This window comes from Bacillus sp. Marseille-P3661 (assembly GCF_900240995.1).
Classification (GTDB): Bacteria; Bacillota; Bacilli; order Bacillales; family Bacillaceae_J; genus OESV01.
Map to the genome: position 1 here is coordinate 82,264 of NZ_LT965958.1, position 21,584 is coordinate 103,847.

20 protein-coding genes are annotated in these 21,584 nt (G+C 36.1%); 14 read left to right on the forward strand and 6 right to left on the reverse strand.

The genetic code is table 11. The annotated features are described in order from the left end of the window. Positions 1 to 35 precede the first annotated feature (35 nt). Together C1724_RS23065 and C1724_RS23070 are read right to left on the reverse strand one after the other, a co-directional pair. A complete protein-coding gene (locus C1724_RS23065) occupies positions 36 to 1,514 on the reverse strand; it encodes a spore germination protein (protein WP_102349107.1) in 1,479 nt (492 codons plus the stop codon). 104 nt (positions 1,515 to 1,618) lie between these two features. Continuing rightward, positions 1,619 to 2,509 (reverse strand): LysR family transcriptional regulator, encoded by an 891-nt coding sequence (locus tag C1724_RS23070; RefSeq protein ID WP_102349108.1) that lies wholly within the window; start codon positions 2,507 to 2,509, stop codon positions 1,619 to 1,621. Positions 2,510 to 2,641: 132 nt separating this feature from the next. Here C1724_RS23070 and C1724_RS23075 point away from each other — a divergent pair, with 132 nt between their 5' ends. From C1724_RS23075 to C1724_RS23090, 4 genes are all read left to right on the forward strand, one after another. Then, a complete protein-coding gene (locus C1724_RS23075; RefSeq protein ID WP_102349109.1) occupies positions 2,642 to 2,986 on the forward strand; it encodes a hypothetical protein in 345 nt (114 codons plus the stop codon). Between the two features lie 65 nt (positions 2,987 to 3,051). Further along, entirely contained in the window at positions 3,052 to 4,515 is a 1,464-nt protein-coding gene (locus C1724_RS23080; protein WP_102349110.1) for a non-oxidative hydroxyarylic acid decarboxylases subunit C, read from the forward strand. Further along, entirely contained in the window at positions 4,493 to 4,714 is a 222-nt protein-coding gene (locus C1724_RS23085) for a non-oxidative hydroxyarylic acid decarboxylases subunit D (protein WP_102349111.1), read from the forward strand. Before C1724_RS23080 ends, C1724_RS23085 begins: the two co-directional genes overlap by 23 nt. Positions 4,715 to 4,936: 222 nt before the next feature. Next, entirely contained in the window at positions 4,937 to 5,962 is a 1,026-nt protein-coding gene (locus C1724_RS23090) for an ATP-grasp domain-containing protein (RefSeq protein WP_102349112.1), read from the forward strand. Positions 5,963 to 6,719: 757 nt separating this feature from the next. On the opposite strand, the gene htpG is transcribed toward C1724_RS23090, so the two are convergent. Then, positions 6,720 to 8,597 (reverse strand): molecular chaperone HtpG, encoded by a 1,878-nt coding sequence (gene htpG, locus C1724_RS23095; RefSeq protein ID WP_102349113.1) that lies wholly within the window; start codon positions 8,595 to 8,597, stop codon positions 6,720 to 6,722. Positions 8,598 to 8,875: 278 nt separating this feature from the next. On the opposite strand from htpG, the gene C1724_RS23100 reads away from it, so the two are divergent. Beyond that, positions 8,876 to 9,535, forward strand: coding sequence for a DUF3889 domain-containing protein (locus C1724_RS23100; protein ID WP_102349114.1), 660 nt, complete (start codon positions 8,876 to 8,878; stop codon positions 9,533 to 9,535). An 82-nt stretch (positions 9,536 to 9,617) separates the two neighbouring features. Here the strand turns inward: C1724_RS23100 and C1724_RS23105 are convergent, their stop codons facing one another. From C1724_RS23105 to C1724_RS23115, 3 genes are all read right to left on the reverse strand, one after another. After that, positions 9,618 to 9,905, reverse strand: coding sequence for a YxcD family protein (locus C1724_RS23105; RefSeq protein WP_102349115.1), 288 nt, complete (start codon positions 9,903 to 9,905; stop codon positions 9,618 to 9,620). After that, on the reverse strand, positions 9,893 to 10,339 hold the full coding sequence (locus C1724_RS23110) for a hypothetical protein (protein ID WP_102349116.1): 447 nt from the start codon (positions 10,337 to 10,339) through the stop codon (positions 9,893 to 9,895). The genes C1724_RS23105 and C1724_RS23110 overlap by 13 nt, the downstream gene beginning before the upstream one ends. 217 nt (positions 10,340 to 10,556) lie before the next feature. After that, the gene (locus C1724_RS23115; RefSeq protein ID WP_102349334.1) at positions 10,557 to 11,645 is read right to left on the reverse strand and encodes a polysaccharide deacetylase family protein; all 1,089 of its coding nucleotides are present in this window, start codon (positions 11,643 to 11,645) and stop codon (positions 10,557 to 10,559) included. 163 nt (positions 11,646 to 11,808) lie between these two features. Here C1724_RS23115 and C1724_RS23120 point away from each other — a divergent pair, with 163 nt between their 5' ends. From C1724_RS23120 to C1724_RS23160, 9 genes are all read left to right on the forward strand, one after another. Continuing rightward, a complete protein-coding gene (locus C1724_RS23120) occupies positions 11,809 to 12,996 on the forward strand; it encodes a YbfB/YjiJ family MFS transporter (protein WP_258000511.1) in 1,188 nt (395 codons plus the stop codon). 480 nt (positions 12,997 to 13,476) lie between these two features. Further along, positions 13,477 to 14,814, forward strand: coding sequence for a VWA domain-containing protein (locus C1724_RS23125; RefSeq protein WP_102349117.1), 1,338 nt, complete (start codon positions 13,477 to 13,479; stop codon positions 14,812 to 14,814). Positions 14,815 to 14,837: 23 nt separating this feature from the next. Then, positions 14,838 to 15,545 carry a hypothetical protein gene (locus C1724_RS23130; RefSeq protein ID WP_102349118.1) on the forward strand — a complete coding sequence of 236 codons (708 nt, stop codon included), beginning with the start codon at positions 14,838 to 14,840 and terminating at the stop codon, positions 15,543 to 15,545. Between the two features lie 78 nt (positions 15,546 to 15,623). Next, complete coding sequence (cpaB, locus tag C1724_RS23135; protein WP_102349119.1) at positions 15,624 to 16,286, forward strand: Flp pilus assembly protein CpaB; 663 nt, start codon at positions 15,624 to 15,626, stop codon at positions 16,284 to 16,286. Between the two features lie 694 nt (positions 16,287 to 16,980). Further along, a complete protein-coding gene (locus C1724_RS23140) occupies positions 16,981 to 18,108 on the forward strand; it encodes an AAA family ATPase (RefSeq protein WP_102349120.1) in 1,128 nt (375 codons plus the stop codon). Between the two features lie 4 nt (positions 18,109 to 18,112). Continuing rightward, the gene (locus C1724_RS23145; RefSeq protein ID WP_102349121.1) at positions 18,113 to 19,447 is read left to right on the forward strand and encodes a CpaF family protein; all 1,335 of its coding nucleotides are present in this window, start codon (positions 18,113 to 18,115) and stop codon (positions 19,445 to 19,447) included. Beyond that, positions 19,444 to 20,376 carry a type II secretion system F family protein gene (locus C1724_RS23150; protein WP_102349122.1) on the forward strand — a complete coding sequence of 311 codons (933 nt, stop codon included), beginning with the start codon at positions 19,444 to 19,446 and terminating at the stop codon, positions 20,374 to 20,376. The genes C1724_RS23145 and C1724_RS23150 overlap by 4 nt, the downstream gene beginning before the upstream one ends. Positions 20,377 to 20,380: 4 nt before the next feature. Next, positions 20,381 to 21,325, forward strand: coding sequence for a type II secretion system F family protein (locus tag C1724_RS23155; RefSeq protein ID WP_102349123.1), 945 nt, complete (start codon positions 20,381 to 20,383; stop codon positions 21,323 to 21,325). A 41-nt stretch (positions 21,326 to 21,366) separates the two neighbouring features. Further along, positions 21,367 to 21,570, forward strand: coding sequence for a hypothetical protein (locus C1724_RS23160; protein ID WP_102349124.1), 204 nt, complete (start codon positions 21,367 to 21,369; stop codon positions 21,568 to 21,570). The last annotated feature ends 14 nt before the right edge of the window (positions 21,571 to 21,584 follow it).

Genomic DNA, 21,584 nt, shown 5'->3' on the forward strand with positions numbered 1-21,584 from the left:
CATTTTCATTAATGATTGTGTATCAACCTACAACGTTACTCATCTATATCTTTTTTATTTATAGCTTTTTTTTCACTAAAGCGTGGCTGATCATTTACTTGCAGTTCAAATGGCCTTTTAGATTGCTGTGAAAAGGGCAAACGAATAAAAGCATCTTTTAGATCCGCAAGTCTTGGCGGATAAAGTGGTTCCAAAAAAGGTCTACCAAGCGATGTTAATCGGATTAAATGAGTTAATAGAAATGCAAAACATAATACAATGCCTACTAAACCCCAAACATGAGCAAATAATAAGAAAGGAAATCTCAATAAACGGATCGTATTGCCCATTTGATAAACTGGTGTTGTAAACGAAGCTAACGCAGAAAGCGCAACAATGATTAATAAGACATTACTGGTTAATCCAGCTTCAACGGAGGCAGTCCCAATTACGATACCACCTACGATACCGATTGTCTGACCTACTTTTGTAGGGAGACGTGCTCCAGCTTCTCTTAACAATTCAATTGTTAATTCTAGAAAAACAGCTTCCAAGAAAGGTGGAAGCGGAACCTGGGCACGAGAGGTAACAAGGGTATTCATTAAGTCTTTCGGTATTAATTCAAAATGATAGGTGAGTACTGCTACATATATGGGTGTAATTAATAATGAAAACGAAACTGAAAATACACGAATCAACCGAAAAACGGACGCTACATGTGGATTTAAAAAATAATCCTCAAACGCCGAGAAAAATTCTGTTAGTGTTGTGGGTCCGATTAATACATGTGGAGATCCATCAACAATAATAATAACTTTGCCTTCACTCAATACAGAGGCAGCACGGTCAGGTCTTTCGGTATCTAGCAGTAATGGAAATGGTGAATTGTGATTATCTGAAATTAATTGAGTAATATATGAGCTGTCAATAATTTGATCAAATTGTAAATCCTTAATACGTTGAACGATTGTATTCACATTTTCATTATTAGCAATCCCTTCGATATGAAGAATAGAAATGGCTGTATTCGATATATCGCCAACCTTTACACTTGTAATCTGTAAGTTTGGGCTCGGGATCCGCTTACGAATAAGATTAATATTTGCATCGATAGATTCAACAAATGACTCTTTAGGACCAACAACACTGAATTCAACCTCAGGTATAGAAATTTGCCGTGCTTGCTTTAATTCTGCTTGAACTAGCAAATATCTAGTTGGCGCTTGATGATTTAAATAAATCATAATGTATCCAGTTAGAACTTTTGATCTAAATTCTTTTTCGTCAGTCGTAATAATTTTATTTGCAATTGGGATTTCTGTAGATAGTGTTTCAAGACTTTTTAAAGAGTTTTCATTTATGTACGGCAGTATATCACGATGCAATTTTTCAACATCTATGATGGATTTAAAATAAGAAACAAAAAACGTTGTATGTCCAATTTTATTTTCATAGGTAATAAAATCACTGGATTTATTAAATTGCTGAATTAATTGTGAGATACTATCATTTGTATCTTTTTTCTTAAAAAACATAAGCTATCCCCTTTTTAGAGACCATCATTATTACCATTAGCTTGTATCATTAATGAAAATAGTATACTGAAAATTTTGCCTTAAACTAGATTGCCCAAAAAAGGTTAATCATTTGTTTCAATTAAATGGATGAATTCTTTGGCAGCAGCTGATAGAAAGCCGTTGGATCTCCAAATAAGGGCTGGCTCTGATATCCACGGATTTTCCTTAATTTTATAGATTTTATATTGTCCTGAAGGCTTTTGCCATAGAAATGAAGCGATGGACGAAGGAATGACAGTGGCGCCGAAACCAGTTGAAACTAAATTCAGTAGCATGGCTGAATCATGGCATACACAAAGTATGTTTGGCTCTATATTTCTTCTTAAGAACTCATTTATTATTTGATCATAAAGACCACCACCAAAGGAGGGGCGCAGCAGTATTAATGGGAGTGTCGCGATGACTGACACATCGATTAAGTCCTCTTCAAAATGAAAGTTAGTTGGAACAACTAACACGCATGGATCTTCACTTAGTTTTTGGATTTCTATATTAGTTTTCGAAAAAGGGCCGGCAGATATAGCGATATCAATTTTGCGGTTTTCTAGCAATTCTGCTAACCGAGTAGAATTACCTTCCCATATATTAAAACGAAGGTCAGGATATTGCTTTCGAAAATTAGTTAATGCTGTTACCATTAGTGGTGCACAATATACAGTAGAACCAATAGCTAATGTACCGCTAATCTGGTCTCCAAATTGCTTTACCTCTTTAATACCTTCTTCTAAACTAAATAAAATTTGTTTAGCTTTCTCCAGAAACAATTCACCTTGCAAGGTTAATGTTACTTTCTTTTTCTTATTTCTTTCAAAAAGCATAATTCCGAGCTCTTCTTCCATTAATTTTAATTGGCGACTAAGTGGTGGTTGTGCCATATGAAGTTTATCCGCAGCTTTGGTAATGGTTCCTTCTTCAGCAATTGCAATAAAATAGCGTAATTGTCTAATATCCATATTGTGCCTCCGTTTTATACCTTTAAAGTATTATATATACATTTAATAGATATTATCAATATGATATAGAGCTAGATATAATAAATTTATAAGTCGGTTTGGCTTGGTTTTAGAGTGAGGAAGTGAAGGCAAGTGATTCAACTACAAAAACAATTAGGAAGTATCAACCTGAAGTTAAACGCTTACAAAATGGGTGAGGATTTAGTAGTGATGATTTATGGTGGAGATCGTCCGCATTTAGGAACGATTACGGCAGGTGCAAGATTAGAACCATTGCAGACCATTCAACTTCAGAACCATAAAGAGTTTTATGTTACAGAAGAGATTGCTGTTCAACTTAGAAAACAGTATTCAGGTAATTTCGCAATCTGCTGTGGGGTACATGTAGATCATATCAACAAGGAGGACATTCAATTACTAACACAAATGTGTATAGAATTAGGACAGGAATTAATAGATGAACTAAATAAAAAGTAAGTAAACTAGTTGATTGATTTAAAATTTGGATATCCGAGGGTAGATCATATTATGGAGGGACGAGTATGGCTTATTATGATTTTCGGGAGTTTTTACAAAAGCTTGAAGAGGAGAATCAGCTTCTAATGATTAATCAGGAGGTTATGCCGGATACCGATCTTGGTGCTGCGACGCGGGCGATTAATAATTTGGGACAAGATACACCTGCTTTATTATTCAATACTATTAATGGATATTACAAAGCTCGCATCGCTATGAACGTTATTGGCTCATGGCCAAACCATGCGTTAATGATGGGAATGCCGAAGAATACGCCAGTCAAAGAGCAGTTCTTTGAATTTGCTAGACGATATGCTCAGTATCCAGTTGCTGTTCAGCGTGAAGAAATTGCACCATTTCATGAAATAGAAATAATTGATAATATCAATCTGTTTGAAATAGTGCCATTGTTTCGATTAAATGAAGGCGATGGTGGCTGCTACATAGATAAAGCATGCGTGATATCTCGAGACCAGGACGACCCAACACATTATGGCAAGCAAAATGTGGGGATCTACCGCTTGCAGGTGAAAGGAAAAGACCGTTTAGGCATTCAGCCAGTACCGCAGCATGATATAGCGATTCATTTAAAGCAGGCTGAAGAACGTGGTGAAAATTTACCTGTAGTGATAACGCTAGGAAATGAGCCTGTGATCACAACTGTAGCGTCTTCTCCAATTTTATATGATCAGTCCGAATATGAAATGGCTGGGGCCATCCAAGGTGAGCCGTATAGAGTTGTTAAAGCAAAGGATTCAGATCTAGATATTCCTTGGGGTGCAGAAGTTGTTTTGGAAGGTGAAATTCTGGCAGGAGTACGTGAATTTGAGGGCCCGTTTGGTGAGTTTACCGGTCATTATTCTGGTGGGCGGAATATGCCGGTCATTCAAATTAATCGTGTTTACCATCGTAGAGATCCAATCTTTGAGCATCTTTATCTAGGTATGCCTTGGACGGAAATTGATTATATGATGGGTGTTAATACATGCGTACCTCTTTATCAACAATTAAAAGATGCGTATCCGGAAGAAATTGTTGCTGTAAATGCGATGTATACACATGGACTTGTAGCAATTATATCAACGAAGAGCAGGTATGGAGGTTTCGCAAAAGCAGTCGGTATGCGGGCACTTACAACACCGCATGGATTGGGCTATTGTAAAATGGTTATTGTTGTGGATGAGGATGTTGATCCATTTAACTTACCGCAGGTTATGTGGGCACTTTCTACAAAACTTCACCCAAAATATGATGCAGTCGTAATTCCGAATCTGTCGGTTCTCCCACTTGATCCTGGTTCTGACCCTGCAGGAATAACAGATAAAATAATTTTAGACGCAACTACTCCGATAGCACCAGAAATAAGAGGTCATTATTCTCAAGGCCTTAAATCCCCAGTAAACACAGAAAAGTGGGAGGGAATTCTTGGTGAGATGTTACAAAATCAACAAAAAGGGAGTGTTCAGCATGCACATTTGTCCACGGTGTGAATCATACAGTGACGTAATTGCTAAATCACCTAAATATGGAGTTTGGGAAATGTATCAGTGTGCTATCTGTTTTTTTACATGGCGATCAAATGAACCAGAATATATTACAAATCCGAAAAAATACAACAAAGCGTTCAAAGTGAACCCAGCAGATGTTCCAAATGCAATCGTAGTGCCGGCAGTACCTGAAAGAAGATGAATATTTCTATAAAAAACCATTTGGCTTTTAACTACCAAATGGTTTTTCTGTCATGACGAGATTTTGTGAGTTTAACAAGAAGCTTTAAAAGATTAGCAAATGAAAGAATTGGCAATACCTAGTAATGGAATATCCTTTTAAACAACATTAAGTATATATCAATGAATGCAGACACATCCTAAATCGGCCTTACTAATGACTTATTAAAAAGGAGCCATGTATATGAAAAAAAGAATTTGGTTTAACCGTTGGTTTTCCACTGTTTATCATTATATTAAAATGATCAAAGAAAATCCGGACCAAATTGAATTTGAGATCTATGGAACACACCCAAATCCAAAAAGTGTATATTTTCTGCTATGCGATCATTCAGAGCAGGAACCTGTTTTAAATGTAGATGATTATATTCAATATTGCTTGGAATACTGCCGTAAAAACAAAATTGATATTTTTATTCCACAGTTCCGTTTAACAGAAATTATGAAACATGAAAAAGAATTTAATAATATTGGAACTCAACTTTTAGGGCCGCCATCATATTTAGTTGAGCAAATTTCTGATAAAGGAAAACTATTTAAACGATGTGAAAAGGACGCATTTGCGCCGCTGCCTGCGTATGAGGTTGTTAACAATGTTCACGACTTTGTAAATGCTTATCAAAATATCAAGAAGTTAGGATATCAAGTTTGTTTTAAACCATGTAATGGGATTGGTGGAGCTGGCTTTCGAATACTAACTGAAGAACGTGTAACACTAGAAGGATTGATTGGGTACGTATCCAATCAAATATCCATTCATGATGTAACGGATATTTTAGCTGGCCATGAGACATTCGATGATTTAATGGTCATGGAGTATTTATCAGGGAATGAATATAGCATTGATTGCTTAGCATATGACGGGGAGTTATTAGCTGCTGTTCCTAGAAAAAAAGAATTTGGAAGAATTCGGATGCTTGAAGGGAAACAAGAGTTGCTGGAGATTGCTAAAAAGGTAAATGACACCTTTAAGATTCCGTATATATATAATATCCAAATTAGATATAATCAAGGAAGTCCTAAGTTACTAGAAATTAACCCAAGAATGTCCGGTGGTTTACATATTTCGTGTTTCTCAGGGATTAATTTCCCTTACTTGGCTTTGAAGCTATTGTTAACTGGGAAGGCAGAAGTTCCTAAGCCTATATTTGATATTGAAGCTACACATATTGAATATCCTTTAGAATTTAACAGAAAAATAGATCTGTAATAGCATAGAGTGAATCAACGGGGACTTGAGCGGGGCAGAGTTTGAGTATTACTAGAAATTACTTATAATGTAAGTTAAAGATAATGAACGCAAGGCCATGAGTGTAATAAGGCAAAAAGCTTGGGGATTTCCCTAACAGGTTTACTTCAGAGGTACAAACATTGTAAAACACATAGGAAAGCGCACTTGAATTCACTTTATAATTCACAGTGCGTTTTTTATTGATTTATAAACATTTTGGAGAATTTTAATAACTTATCGTCTCCTAATTCACATAGTAAATCACAGGGTATGAAATAAATATTGGAGGGTGCTTGATTTTGAGATTGAGTATGTAGATTATAATTGAGTAACTAGAGTTATTAATATTAAGCGGAGATTTTTCGGTTAAACAGCAGGATAGAGCTTGGTTTGGGGTATATAAGCGGAGATTTTCCGATTAAGCAAAGCAAAGGTACCCATTTTTACGTTTTTCGAGTAAATAGGCGGAATCTTTCCGTCTATTTAAGCTATTTTCAGTGCCATTTCCTAATTAAGCGAAATTTCTCCGCTTATATATCAAACTCGCTTTAGCATCTAATGAAATTGGACAACTTACGGATGGTTTCGGGGGAAAATGAAAAGTAAAAAGGGATTAGAGATATTGCATCTCTAATCCTTTTTACTGTGAAGTTTATGTGATTTGCTATTTGATTCGGTCTGCGATTTACCGTTTTGCACCTCACAAGTAAACCCGTTGGGATTTCCCCAAGCTTTTTTACACCATTATTTTACATACATCATTTGTGAATTCAACTGGATCTTCGATTGGTAAACCTTCGATTAATAATGCTTGGCTATATAGAAGGTTTGTGTAAAGATTTAATTTTTCTTTATCTGTTTCGAACGAAGACTTTAGTGATTTAAAAACATCATGGTTTACATTGATTTCAAGGATTTTATCAGCTTTAATATTTTGATTATCAGGCATCGCTTGAAGTATTTTTTCCATCTCGATTGTTACTTCGCCTTCAGTTGATAAACATACAGGATGTGATCTTAAGCGTTTCGATGCTTTTACGTCCTTAACCTTACCTGCTAGTACCTCTTTCATATAGCCGAACAAATCCTTGTTTTCTTTTTCTTCTGTTTCAGTGCTGTTTTGGCTATCTTCTTCAATACCTAGATCACCGCTTGAAACGGATTTAAATTCTTTTTCTTTATAATTCATTAGCATTTTAATGGCAAATTCATCGATATCATCGGTGAAGTATAGAATTTCATAGCCTTTTTCAGCAACTAATTCTGTTTGTGGCAGCTTTTCAATTCGTTCATTGGATTCACCAGCTGCATAGTAAATATATTTTTGATCTTCAGGCATTCTTGATACGTATTCATCTAATGTAACAAGCTTCTTTTCCTTAGAAGAGTAGAACATTAATAAGTCTTGCAAGTCACTCTTATTAGCACCAAAATCACTATATACACCATACTTTAATTGTCTGCCAAATGATTGATAGAATTTCTCGTATTTGTCTCTTTCATCTTTTAGGAGACTTTGAAGCTGGCTTTTGATTTTATTTTTAATATTTTTTGCAATTAATTTTAATTGGCGATCATGCTGTAAGATTTCTCTTGAGATATTAAGAGATAGATCCTCTGAATCAACCATTCCTTTAACAAAGCTAAAGTAGTCAGGTAACAGATCTGCGCATTTTTCCATAATTAAAACGCCACTTGAGTATAGCTCTAAGCCTTTTTCAAATTCCTTAGAATAATAGTCAAATGGTATAGTTTCAGGAATAAACAAAATTGCATTATATCGTACCGCACCATCTACGCTAATATGAATATGCTTAAGCGGTTTGTCGAACCCATAACGTTTTTCGTTATAAAAGTTCTCATAATCTTCATCCGTAAGCTCGTTTTTATTCTTTCTCCAAATTGGTACCATGCTATTGACGATTTGTTCTTCTTTTACATCCTCAAATTCATTCTCACTGTCTTCTTTAGGACGGCTTACTGTTGTGTCCATTTTAATTGGATAGCGAATAAAATCAGAGTATTTCTTTATGATTGCTTTTAAGCGATATTCTTGTAAAAACTCATCATAGTTTTCATCTTCTGTGTTTTCTTTAATTTTTAGAGTGATTTCGGTGCCTACAGTTTCTTTTTCGACAGGTTCCATCGTATATCCGTCTGCACCAGTAGATTCCCATTTATAGGCCTGTTCACTTCCGAAAGCTTTCGTAACCACTGTGACGACATCCGCAACCATAAAGGCCGAATAAAAGCCGACCCCAAATTGTCCAATAATATCATGGCCATCTTTTAACTCATTTTCAGTTTTGAATGCTAAAGAGCCACTTTTAGCAATAATTCCAAGATTTTTTTCTAGCTCTTCTTGGGTCATCCCAATACCAGTGTCGACAATTTGCAATGTTCGATTTTCTTTATCAGCGACTACTTTGATATAGTACTGTTCTTTTTCAAAATTAATAGAGTCGTCTGTTAGTGCTTTGTAATACATTTTATCAATGGCATCACTTGCGTTTGAAATTAACTCTCTTAAAAAGATTTCTTTGTGTGAATAAATAGAGTTAATCATCATTTCTAATAATCTTTTTGATTCAGCTTGAAACTCTTTTTTAGCCATATCATAACTCGCTCCTTTCAAAATAACCTCATAAATTAAATGATTATATATGTAGTAAAAATAAGTGCATTGCTCTGTGAGCAATAGGTGCTGGTCTAGCACTCTGGCTGAGTGAGTGCTAACACAAAATAAATACCATAAAATTAACTTTGTGTCAACAACTCAGTGGTTTTCTTCGACCAGTGCCTGGCACTTGTCGAAAACGGAATAAAATTTCAGTCACCAACCAACCTTCCTAGTGCATATGTTACAGTATCTTTCATACTGGAGGAATGACTATGTCTAATTATTATGGAAACCCGTATGTAAATGGCTATTATCAACATGTGCCATATTACCAACAACCTCAAGCATATCATCCATATTATAGAAGTCCAGCAATAAGCCCTTATTATTCTGATTATCGAATTACAGGTCAAGCGACTTGGACAGACGGGGGACAAGTTACAAAATGTAACATACCATGGTCGGATAATCAATATATGACAGCAGCAGTTGGTGAAAATACACCTTATCAGTGTGGGCAAACGCTTAAAATTCGAAACCTATCAGAACCTGGACAAAGAGAAATTCTCGTTGAAGTAGTTGACAGGGTAGCTGGTTATCCAGCAAATAGAATAAACTTACATCGTCGAGCATTTGAAGCGTTAGGGGCCAATGTTTCTCTCGGTGTGATCAACGTTGAAATTATTCCTACACCTGAGTTGGAACAAGAAAAATGGGGGAAATATTTATTAGCTGTTACGCAATCCGCTTATCCGGGTTATCGGGTAACAGATTATAAATCAGTTGGAAAAACACAGATTTCGCCAACTCAAACTAGGGAAATCTTTGAATATATTTTACATTCTCAACAGGAACAAATTAAGATAAGAGGTACAGTTGTATATAATCCCAATACAGACCGAGTGATCTCTTTCGATATCAAAGAAGTATAACTGATTGGCTGGATTTATTATAATTTTGAAATAAAAAAACCAATCCCCGTTGTTCGCTGGGATTGGTTTTTGCATGTGTTTTTTAATTAATAACAGCTATGATACCTTGATCATCATCTAGTACAAGCTGAATACCAGCAAACGGATCACGATTTAAAAACTCTTCAAGCCACAATCGTAAGGCTTCAATCATATTTCCTGTAACTAGTACTTGTTTTTGCCCATTTGCAAATGTTTCTGCCGAAAAACCATACTCATCATCATACATTAATTCAACTTCAACTTCTTCGGGCTTGATATGCTTTTTACGGGAAATATAAACGCAAATGGCATTGATAATATCTTGCTCAGGAATAACTAACCTCTCCATGGATTCATATCCTCTTTTTTCTTTTTATCTTTGAAAAAGACGAAGATTTTACGAATTACTGAGATTAAAACAATGATGGCTAATACATTGATCATCAAACCTAAAATAGATCCAAGAATGCCCATGTTTGCAAACAAGCTACCAAATAGTAAGCCAGCAAGTCCACCTAACATTAAGCCTTTCATTAGGCCGCCTGACATAAAGCCACCTTTTGGATTAGTAGGTGTTGTTGTTGATTTATTGGTTGTTGTGTTGTCTTGTTTCTTTTGGAAAAAGGAATTATTATTGGTAGCTCCGTTGTTGCTGTTAAAGCTCTTTTTCCCCGATTTGTAGGATTTTGCTTCAACAGTCGTTGGTTGGTCTTGGAATAATGCATTACCAACAGGTGAAAAGAGTAAAGCTGTTGCAAGTAATACTGACATAAATTTTTTCATTTTACTTTCCTCCATGAATGTGCTTGTTTTTTGTTGTAATTTATTTCTATTTTATCTGAAATTTATAATTACATCACCCTTTAAAATTAATTTATTTTATATACGTTTCAATATAAGAGGAGGTTTCATCTATTTTAGTATTTTTTTCAGTTAAGATGAGAAAAAATACGCGCACCATTTGTAAAAGTAGTGGTGCGCTTCATTAATTAAGATTATTTCATTGATTATTTGCTAGTAAAGTTTGTATAGTAACAAACTTGTAGCCTTTTGCATGTAAGTTATCTATGATTTGTGGCAGGGCTTCAACAGATCCGTCTAGCAAGAGACCTTCTTGGAAATTGTGTTGGAGGATAATACCACCTGGTGTAAGTTGTCTCTCAACAATTTGTAATATTTGTTCAGAGGATAATCCGCTCCAATCCATTGTATCGACAGACCACATGATATTGCGTAATCCAAGTCTATTTATCATAGCAACATCTGCTTTTGTCACCGATCCATAAGGCGGCCTAAGAAGATCTGGTTTAATTCCAAGATTATACTGAATTTCAGCTAATGTTGATTCTAGTTCTTTTCTGACTGTAGCTGACCATTCGTTGCTTAAGTTAGGATGTGTATAACTATGATTTCCAATTGCATGTCCTTCATTAACGATTCGTTGCATGATCTTTGGATAGGCTTTCACTTGCTGACCCATTACGAAAAAAGTAGCAGGAACACCCTTTTCTTTCAAGATATCTAGAATTTGAGGTGTGTAGTGGTTTTCGGGTCCATCATCAAATGTTAAAGCCACTAGTTTTTTATTAGTGTTAATATTTCTAATCGAATTAAATTTTACATCTAAGTGTGTTGTTATATATGTACGATCGCTAGTCGTATCATATTTTACATCCATATTTAATTTTTTTACAACATCAATTAATGGTACAAAAACCTCGTTTTGAAATTTAATGGCTTTTGTTGTAAGAACTCCTCTTTCCCATGTTCCAGTTCGAGGATTAAAGTCATCAGTGAATTTTTTTCCAATGGGGACTGCGAACATTTTATCTTTTGCATTAAAAACAACAGATTGATATTCGTTATTCCAGTCGACAAACGTCCCGGTATGCTTGAGGAAGAGGGCAGGTACTAGTAAATGTCCTTCTCTCATAATAAACTTTGTGTCAAACGGTTCACCATCTATAAAAATGGGGGCTTCTGCTAGCTGTGATTCTTGTGCGAAGCTGCTAATAGGAATGAGGCAACAAAATATAATGCTTACTATTAAATTTAGAGTTATGATTTTTTTAAAATCAACTTTTCTCATAAATTCATCTCCAATTTTATTTGTAGATTTGATACAATTAGCTTCTGCTTTATAAAAAAATTTATCCATTAAATCAACTTCTGTATGGATGGAATAGTACTGAAAAAGAGTTCGTTTTTTACAAACAAGAAATGCAGCAAAATTTTGCGATGGGGGCTAAACGTTGATTAAGCATGTTTTATTATTACTAGGAGGAATCCTTTCTTTAGTCATTGCGATGGGAATTGGCAGATTTGCTTATACACCGATTCTTCCACATATGCCTATTTCAAATGTAGTTGCTGGTTTATTGGCCACAACTAATTATGCAGGTTATTTACTCGGAGCTACTTTAACGGGAATTATTCCTTTTAAGCAGCGCAGAACGTTTTACTTACGAATTTCCATAGTAATAAGCCTTCTAACAACAGCGGCTATGGGTCTCATTCACGTACAACTAGTTTGGTATATTCTTCGGTTTATTTCTGGCATTTCTAGTGCGTTTGTCTTCGTTTTATCTGCGAGCATTATGCTTGATCAGCTAGCTAAAAGAGGTAAAACCAATTGGTCAGGTTTTTATTACGGCGGAGTCGGCTTTGGTATATTTTTAACAGGAGTATTAGTTCCTGAATTAATTGATCATTTTAATTGGGAAGGTGCATGGCTTGGTTTAGCTGTCTTAAGTGTAGCTTTTAGTGCAGTGGTCTGGATTTGGTTAAAAGATGATCACTATTATAATGAACGGGGCGCTAACAAGGAACAAGCCAGACAAGTTCCTCCTCAAAAATGGATCCTTTGGTTAACAATTGCTTATGGATTAGAGGGCTTCGGTTATATCATAACCGGAACATTTATCGTATTAATTGCTGACAGTATTCCAGACTTTAATGGAAATGCAACAATAGTTTGGCTTGTAGTCGGTTTAGCAGCTATTCCTTCTTGTATCATTTGGTCCACACTTGCAAATAAGTGGGGATTTGTTAAATCATTAATAGTGGCAATGGTATTACAAGCTATTGGTATTGTATTTCCTGTATTTTTAATGTCAAAAACAGGTTTGGTTATTAGTGCTATTTTATTTGGTGCTACATTTATGGGGATTACTGCAATCGTAACAACATTAGCCAGGCATATGTATCCGGCTAATAGTAGTAGGGTCATTGGTTCGTTAACTGCTGTTTATGCAGTTGGCCAAATGATAGGACCGACCATTGCTGGGTTACTAGCAGCAATTACAAATAACTTTGATGGAGCGCTGCTTTTTGCTGCTAGCGTAATACTGCTTGGTTCAGTATTGCTAGTAAATGGCATTCATTTTGAAAGAAAAACAACTTCAAATATTTGCCAAACGGAGATGAATGCTAGACTATAAGAGTCATAACGGGAAGTAAGAGTGTCTGCCTTGGCACTCTTTTTTTATTTGTGTATTTATGAAAAAAAAGTTGGAAAAGTCCTTAAAAATTAGAATTTTGGAAAGCGATTTCATTTTTTGGATAAAACCATTTTCATAGCTGTTCACAAAATGATCATAAAAAAAGAGAATAAATACCCAGTAATTGTTACATTTGTAATAATACAGTGATTTTTTCTTCAAATAATTTTACATTCCTCGCATTTATTCCTACCTTAGCATCCGCCTTTATTCCTGTTAATTATTATGAATCCGAGAGTTTTATAGTCATAATTTAATAGCTAGGTTTTGGCTTGGATAGTGGTCAAATTGACTTAACAACATACCTATGATAAAAATTTTATAGTATTTACAGAGTGGCATTTCCTGTAAATAGAGGGATTTCAAAGTATCTTTTTAGCTTTGAAAAAGTTCTAAAAATGAAACAAGGAGAGCTCATGTGTGAAAGTTAATAAACGCCTTTTTATTATCGTAATATTTTTATCTATAGCTCTAGTAGCTTGTTCCAAAAATGAAAATTCAGAATCACAAGCAGAAAGCGAGCAAAGAGTTGAAGAAACCAGAAACGAAGAAGCTGTTACAGCGGTGAAAGCAATAGAATTTCCCGAACAACCCGCTGATCCAAAACAAATGGTTCAACAGGAAGTCGGCAAAAAAACAAGTGATGCTCTTGCAATTATGAATCAGGATAACGAGTCAGTAACCTGGGCTTCATTATTAGAAGAGTTCGAAGTAACGGATTTAAGTATTGAAGAAATTTTTAGTGGGCTTATTTATATGTTTGGTATGGATTATCAGAAAGTACACAATGATTTGGCGAATTTTTCGCCAGATTATAGTGGTTTTGGTTTATCTGCAGAAGAAGAAACCTATAAAAACATTGCCATTCAGTTAGATTCAAGCGGTAGCATGGCCGGTCATGTCCAAGGCGGTGTCAAAATGGATTTAGCCAAAAATGCAATCAAGGAATATACATCCGGTTTGCCTGAAGACAGCATGATTTCATTACGAGTTTATGGTCACAAAGGAACGGGCAGCGATGCGGATAAAACATTATCTTGCTCGAGTACTGAAGTGATGTATGAATCGAACATTTATGATGAAACAAAGTTAGCTGCTGCCTTGTCAAAATTTCAACCAAGCGGCTGGACACCTTTAGCAGCAACCATTAAAGCAGGTTATGGCGATTTGCAGGTGAATGCTAGTGAACAGTCAGAAAACATTTTATTTATTGTAAGTGATGGGATTGAGACATGTGGTGGAAATCCTGTTGAAGAAGCTAAAAAAATAGCAAACTCTGATTTAAATGTAAAAGTAAACATTATTGGTTTTAACGTTGATGATGCAGGTCAAAAGCAGTTAAAAGAGACTGCTAAAGCAGGGAATGGAACTTATTTTACGGTTAATTCAAAAATAGAATTAACAAATACAATTTATGATCTTTTACAAGATGCACGTTCGACAACAGCGAAAAATTTTGAGAAAGCAGACATCGGTTATAACGTAAATATGCATAGTGTTGAAGTTGGGGAACATATTCGTGAGCTTGGCAAAGCGTTTGCCTATGTTGCTTATGAAGAAAAACGCATTTTGCATGAGGCTGCATATCAACTCCAAGTCGAAAAACAATTACCTGAAACAGAGGTCGAAAAGTTGCGCACACGTATAAACCAGCGTTATGATGCCTTAATTCAATATAAGCAAGAAGTTGAAAATGAAGTTTCAGAAAAAAATAAGCGTAAAAGAGAAGAGGTCTTCAAGTCCCTTAATAAAAACTGACTTAATTTGAGAGAGGATTTTACATGAAAATAATAGTTGATGAATCATTAGGTCTTTCTGAAAAGAGTTTGTTAGAACATGATGTCCTCACTAGAACACCGAGAATCAAGAAAGATCTATCGCTAGAAGACGTGATTGTAAATGAGCAAAATCGGTTACTTGCTCGAAAGCTTGATCTAGTTAAAGGCCAGCGCCAACATGAGTTGGAAGAGATTCATAGTTACCTAGATCAGTATGGCGATCTTCTTTATGTTTACGATCCATATTTAACCGATGGCGGATTGTTAAAACGAATAAGTAATTGGAGTTATCCAAACCGCAAGCTATATCTTTTGGACGGCTCAAGTAATCGTGCTTTTACGATATTTCTTTTAGAGAAACTACGTGATCATTCTTTTGAAGATGTATATCGGATATGTAATCGATATGATCATTTGAAATTTACGATAACGAATGATTCCAAATATAAACTGCCATCACATTACCTGAAATTAAAGACTAGTAAACAAAAAAAATATCATTTGTTAAAAGGGGCTTTGCACCAAAAAATCGGCTCAGGGCCGAAGTCAGTTTTATTTGAAAATGTTTTGAAGAATATTCCAGATGGCAAAATATATGTCACGGCAAGAACGGTAGTTCCGGCTGATAATCGAGAGTTTGCTTTTTATAAGCTTGACCCAGTAAGTCTGCCGATCAGTTCTGATAAAATTGATATCTTTGTTTCAATATAGCAGTAGTTTTATTGCTACCAGAAGGTACAAAATTTGAATTTTATTAACGTTTTAGTATAGATAACGGAGAGTGCTTAGATGATTGATGCTAAAAGAAAGGCCATTATCTTTTTAACGATTTCATTCTTATTAGCTGTAGCAACAGCTGGTGTTATATTAGTTCAAATTAACGACGCACAGCGAGCGCTAGGTGAAATGGTTAAAGTTGCCGCTGCTGCTAAAAATATTAGTTCCTACCATGAAATTAGTGAATCAGACATTGACTGGGTGGATCTGCCGGCTACAAGTGCTAATGAAACGTTTATTAAGAGCATGGATGAACTTAAAGAGACGATAACATTAGTTGAGCTAAAAAAAGGAGAACTAATCACTGATTCACTCGTTAGAAGTAAGTTAGATATCCCAGCAAATGAACGGGTTGTTTTGCTTGATGCTACAGAAATAGTGGTCAAAGATCAGCAGTTAGCCATTGGGGACCTTGTGGATATTATCGCGGTTTATCATAATGCCAATGATAAAGTTGAAACCAAAAGAATACTGAGCAATGTCCCGGTTGTCGAGGTTAATTCTAGTTCAACTGATGAAGAAGAAGATGCGGAATCTTCGGTTGGTAGGGTAAAAGTTGCGCTGCCAATAGATGATGCAGCAACGATTATTCATCACCAAAATACAGCTGTCCAAATTCGAGTGCTAAGAGTGAATCAAGCGAGTACAGCTGAAATGCCAAAAGCTGCGAAATAGGTTGATGTTTTAATAGGAATATGCGTTCGGTAGCAGCAGTCAAAGCTTTTCATAAGGCGAATGAAGAGGAAACGGGGTTTCGAAATGGCGTCGAAAACTCTTCATAAGGCGAATGAAGAGGAAACGGAGATGCGAAATGGCGTCGAAAACTCTTCATAAGGCGAATGAAGAGGAAACGGAGATGCGAAATGGCGGCGAAAACTTTTCATAAGGCGGATGAAGAGGAAACGGAGTTGCGAAATGGCGGCGAAAACTTTTCATAAGGCGGATGAAGAGGAAACGGAGTTGCGAAATGGCGTCGAAAACTCTTCATAAGGCGAATGAAGAGGAAACGGAGTTGCGAAATGGCGTCGAAAACTCTTCATAAGGCGGATGAAGAGGAAACCGAGAAGAAAAGTGGTCGCGAAAGCTCTTCATAAAGGGTATGAAGAGGAAACCGAGTAGAAAAGTGGTCGCGAAAACTCTTCATAAGGCGAATGAAGAGGAAACCGAGTAGAAAAATAGTCGCGAAAACTCTTCATAAGGCGAATGAAGAGGAAACCGAGAAGAAAAATGGCGTTCAAAGCCTTTCATAAACCGAATGAAGGTCAAAAGAGCAAGTCAAAGCTCTTCATAGGGCAAATCCAAATTAGTAAAAGCATCTAAACTGAACCAATGAATAGATGTCCTAGATTTTTAGGAAGGGTGCGTATATTTGAGTACTTTTAAAGGATTATTGATTACGAAGAATCAAGAGTGGATTGAACAGCTGCACACTCTTTTAAGTGAAACAAATATAGAGTTAAACGTCGTGACAGAATGGAAACGAAGCTTTCAAGAACAACAACATTTTCATTATATTTTTGCGGATTTAAATGAAGTAAAAGATCCTAATCAGTTTCAAGCCACGTCTACTAGTGTCTTAATCGGTTTAGCGATTGATCATGATTTTGAACAAGGACGTGATTGGCTTGTCATCGGAGCAAAAGATGTCATCATCTTTCCGATTGAGAAACAAAGGCTGTTAAATTTGATTCATGTGACCAATCAACAGCTTACTTTTCAAAAAGAAACAGACATGGGCTATGGAGCGGGGCAGGTGCATGCTTTTTACAGTGCAAAAGGCGGCAGTGGAAAAACATTGCTAGCGGCAATCACGGCTCAAACGTTGAGCGTTCATCATGAAATGAAAGTAGCTCTGATTGACTTGAATGCACAATTCGGAAATATTGATGTCCTTTTTGGTGCAAAACCATTTCGTTCTTATTTTGACCTAATTCCTGTTATGGATGAGATGGATATTCGTCATCTACAAAATGTTGCTTATTATCATGAGGAAACAAAGGTTACGATTATTACCGGACCAGCCGATCCAGCGAAAGCTGAATCAATTCCAGATGAATTGGTAACTAGATTAATTCGAGTTGCTAGAAAGCATTTTGATTATGTCATTTTAGACTTGCCATCAACGATAAATAACTTTACATTTACAGGTTTAAATGAAACGACACATATTCATTATGTCCTGACACCTGATAGTCTTGGGTTGAGAGCATTTAAGTATGCGAATGATCTTTTTGAGCGATTTCAGATCGGCAGGGGTGAGGAACTATCTATTTTAATTAATCGATTTAATCCCAAATCTGAATTAACTAAAAAAGATATTGAGAAAATTATTGATACTGAAACATATGGTCCGATTCGTTCTGATTACTTTTCGATCCAACCAAGTATTAATATGGGAGCTGCATTTTATATGAAAAAGAAAGACAAAGGATCAAATAAAGTATCCACTGATATGAAAAAGTATATTGATGAATTAACAAAACGAATAAAGGGGTGAGGAGATGTCTTGGTTAGAAAAAGCTTCCGTCTTTACCTCGAAACAGGAAAATCAACGGGAATGGAATGTAGGCCAAACACAAGTTGATCAGTGGGTTCGCCATTATAAAAATCGATTAATTAAAGAGGCCAATTTAGAAAGTATTACAATGCTCCCACCAATGGAACGTAAAAAGACCATTGAACGTTTAGTTATTCAAATGATCAATGAGGAACGAGTGATTATCACCTCTGATCAAACAGAGCAAATTATCGAACAAATTATCAATGAATCGGTTGGTTATGGACCTCTTGAAAGCTTATTACGTGATGAGTCGATTACAGAAATAATGGTAAATGGTGCGAATGAGGTTTTTATTGAAAGACATGGGAAACTTGAAAAATCAAATGTAAAGTTTAAAGATGACCAACATGTCCGCCACATTATTGACCGGATTATTGCCCCTTTAGGCAGGCGGATTGATGAAAGTTCACCGATGGTAGATGCTAGATTACAAGATGGCAGCCGTGTGAATGCGGTTATTCCTCCAATTAGTGTTGATGGACCTTCGATATCAATCCGGAAATTTAAAAAAGACCCTTTTAGTTTGGAGGATCTAAGAAATTTTGGAAGTTTTTCAGAAGATATGGCAGACTTCCTGCAAGCAGCAGTAAAAGCAAAAGCAAATATTCTAGTATCTGGCGGAACAGGGAGTGGAAAAACGACATTATTAAATGTATTATCCGGTTCCATTCCAAACGGAGAGCGTATTGTTACGATCGAGGATATGGCTGAATTGCGATTTACCTATGAAAACTTAATTCGTTTGGAAGCGCGCCCCCCAAATATGGAAGGCAAAGGGGAAATCACGATTCGGCATTTAGTAAAAAACGCCCTTCGTATGCGACCTGACCGGATTATAGTTGGGGAAGTTCGCGGATCTGAAGCGATCGACATGCTTCAAGCGATGAATACAGGTCATGAAGGATCTTTGACAACAATTCATGCGAACAGTCCTAAAGATGCATTAGGGCGACTAGAATCAATGGTAATTATGTCCGGTTTGCCGCTGACTGTAGAGGTAATCAGGGGTTATTTTGTTGGGGCCTTAGATTTAATTGTTCAAACTTCTAGATTCTCGGATGGAAAAAGAAGGATTGTTCATATTTCTGAGATCGTCGAGGAAGATGGTGAGCTCTTACTTAAGGATATTTATAAATTTGAACGTCGTGCAACACATGCAGATGGAACGATTCAAGGCGAATTTATAGCGACCGGTTACGTACCCAAAATTTACGATCGTTTTCTTGCTTATGGGATTGACATTATAAAAAAGAATAAAGCTGGTGTTGTGAGATGAATTTAGCATGGGCTTTATTGACAGCAAGCATTTTTACAGCTTGTATGGGGTGTTTCTTTCTTTTTAAAGGCAAAAGTACAAGGGCAGCATATAAACGAGCTGATCAATGGTTTGATCATGAAAAAACAAAGGAAAGAAAAAGCTTTGTTCTCGTTTTCGGCGATAAGTTTGATTCCTCAGACATATCAGAGTCGCTGCGTAAAAAGCTCATTCAAGGTGATATCGCTTTAAAACCGTCTGAGTATATGGGGATTTATATCTTACTGTTAGGATTGTTAACTTTCTTCAATATAGTTGTATTAGGATTACTATTTTTAATGGGATTTTTATTTGCTTATGTCATTGTCTATTTTGGATCAAAGTTCTATTTAAGTTCTAGAAAAGATAAACGGACAGAAAGCTTTAATAAACAGCTCCCGGAAATATGCAGAATGATGTCCAACGGAATAAAAGCTGGCCAGACTATTCCCCAAGCCATTGAAATGGTTGGGAGGGATGTGAAAGAACCTAGTAAGCTAGAATTCAAAAATATGGATTACCAGCTTAAACTAGGTGACAGTTTAGAATATGTCATGACAGAGTTCAAAGAACGTGTGTCCAGCAGTGACATTAATATTTTTGTTAGTACTATTTTAATACAGCAACGAGTTGGCGGTAATTTAGCCGAAGTATTATCGAATATGGCGGAAACGCTTGAAGAAAGAAGTCGCGTCCATAAAGAAATTAAAACAGTAACGGCTGAGAGTCGTTCGATTGCCTACATCCTTGTTTTTATGCCATTTTTAATGGCAATGATGATGAATTTGTTTATTAAAGGTTTTTTAAATGTTTTGTTCAAGCCGCTTGGAATGCTAGTTTTTGCTGTGTTTTCTGCCATCGTATTCGGAGCGTTTCTCCTGATCAAAAGAATTACAGACATAAGGGTGTAGATAGATGGAGTTTATAACCTTCGTTTCATTTGTGTTAATTATCTTGATTTTAATATTACTGTTTATCGGGCTTGTATATGCCTATATTTATATAGTCAAAAAAGATAATTTGTTGAAGGCGAATGGCGGTTTTTCAACGAAAAAAAGTAAGAATAAAAGATTGCTAAGGGAAAGGTTGCTAACCCCGCTTGTTAAATGGGGGAAACAAGCTGGACCTGTAGGAATTAAGTATCCGTTTTTTGCTGATAAAACAAAACATGAAATGTATCTGGGGCAAGCAGGAAATCCGCTTGGTCTTCAATTGCAGGACTTCTATGGCTTTCGATTTGTGCTAGGAATGATTGGTTTAGGATTTGCATCGTTTTACGGTATTTTAGGATTGCCTTTCGCGTTACAGATTGTAGTTCTCTCCATTTTAGGTGGGTTTTTTGGACCTAGCATTTGGCTCTTTATTAAAGCGAGACATCGTCAAGAAACGATCAGTATTATGATGCCTGATTTCCTAGATACGGTCAGTGTCACGCTATCCGCAGGTGTAAGTTTGGATGGCGCACTAAAACAAGTAACGAAACAAATTGAAGGACCACTAAGTGAGGAAATAGACAGATTTACAAAAGAAGTTGAGTTAGGTGTTCCACGAATTACGGCTTATCAAAATTTAATGGGACGAAATTCATCGAAAGAGCTTCATTCACTTGTAAATGCGTTAATACAAGGAACTACGCTGGGTGTACCAGTATCGCGAACATTTAAGCTACAAGCTGAAGATTTACGCGCTACTAGAGGGTTCATTGCTAAAGAAAAAGCTGCTAAAGCAAGTCCGCAAGTGACCCTTGTAACTACGTTTTTCATTGCCCCAGCTGTTATTGGTTTAATCCTTGGGCTATTAGCTCTAAATGTTATTTATAACAAGGAAGCATTTGGTTTAGATATATTCTTTTCTCAGTAATTTAATAGTTTATAAAACAAATATGTAGGAGGACTATTGGTATGTTAAAAAAAGCTTGGAACAAAGTTGGGAATGTATATGCGCGTTATGTAAAAAACGAAAGAGGTGCACAAGCGCTTGAATGGGTAGCTTTAGGGTTAGTTGTATTAGCGATTATGGGTGCAATTGCAGCTGGTATTCAGGGTGATAATTCGATAGGAACAGCTATTGTTACAAAGTTAAAAGAGTTAATTGAGGGTATCTAAAAATTAGTAAGCAG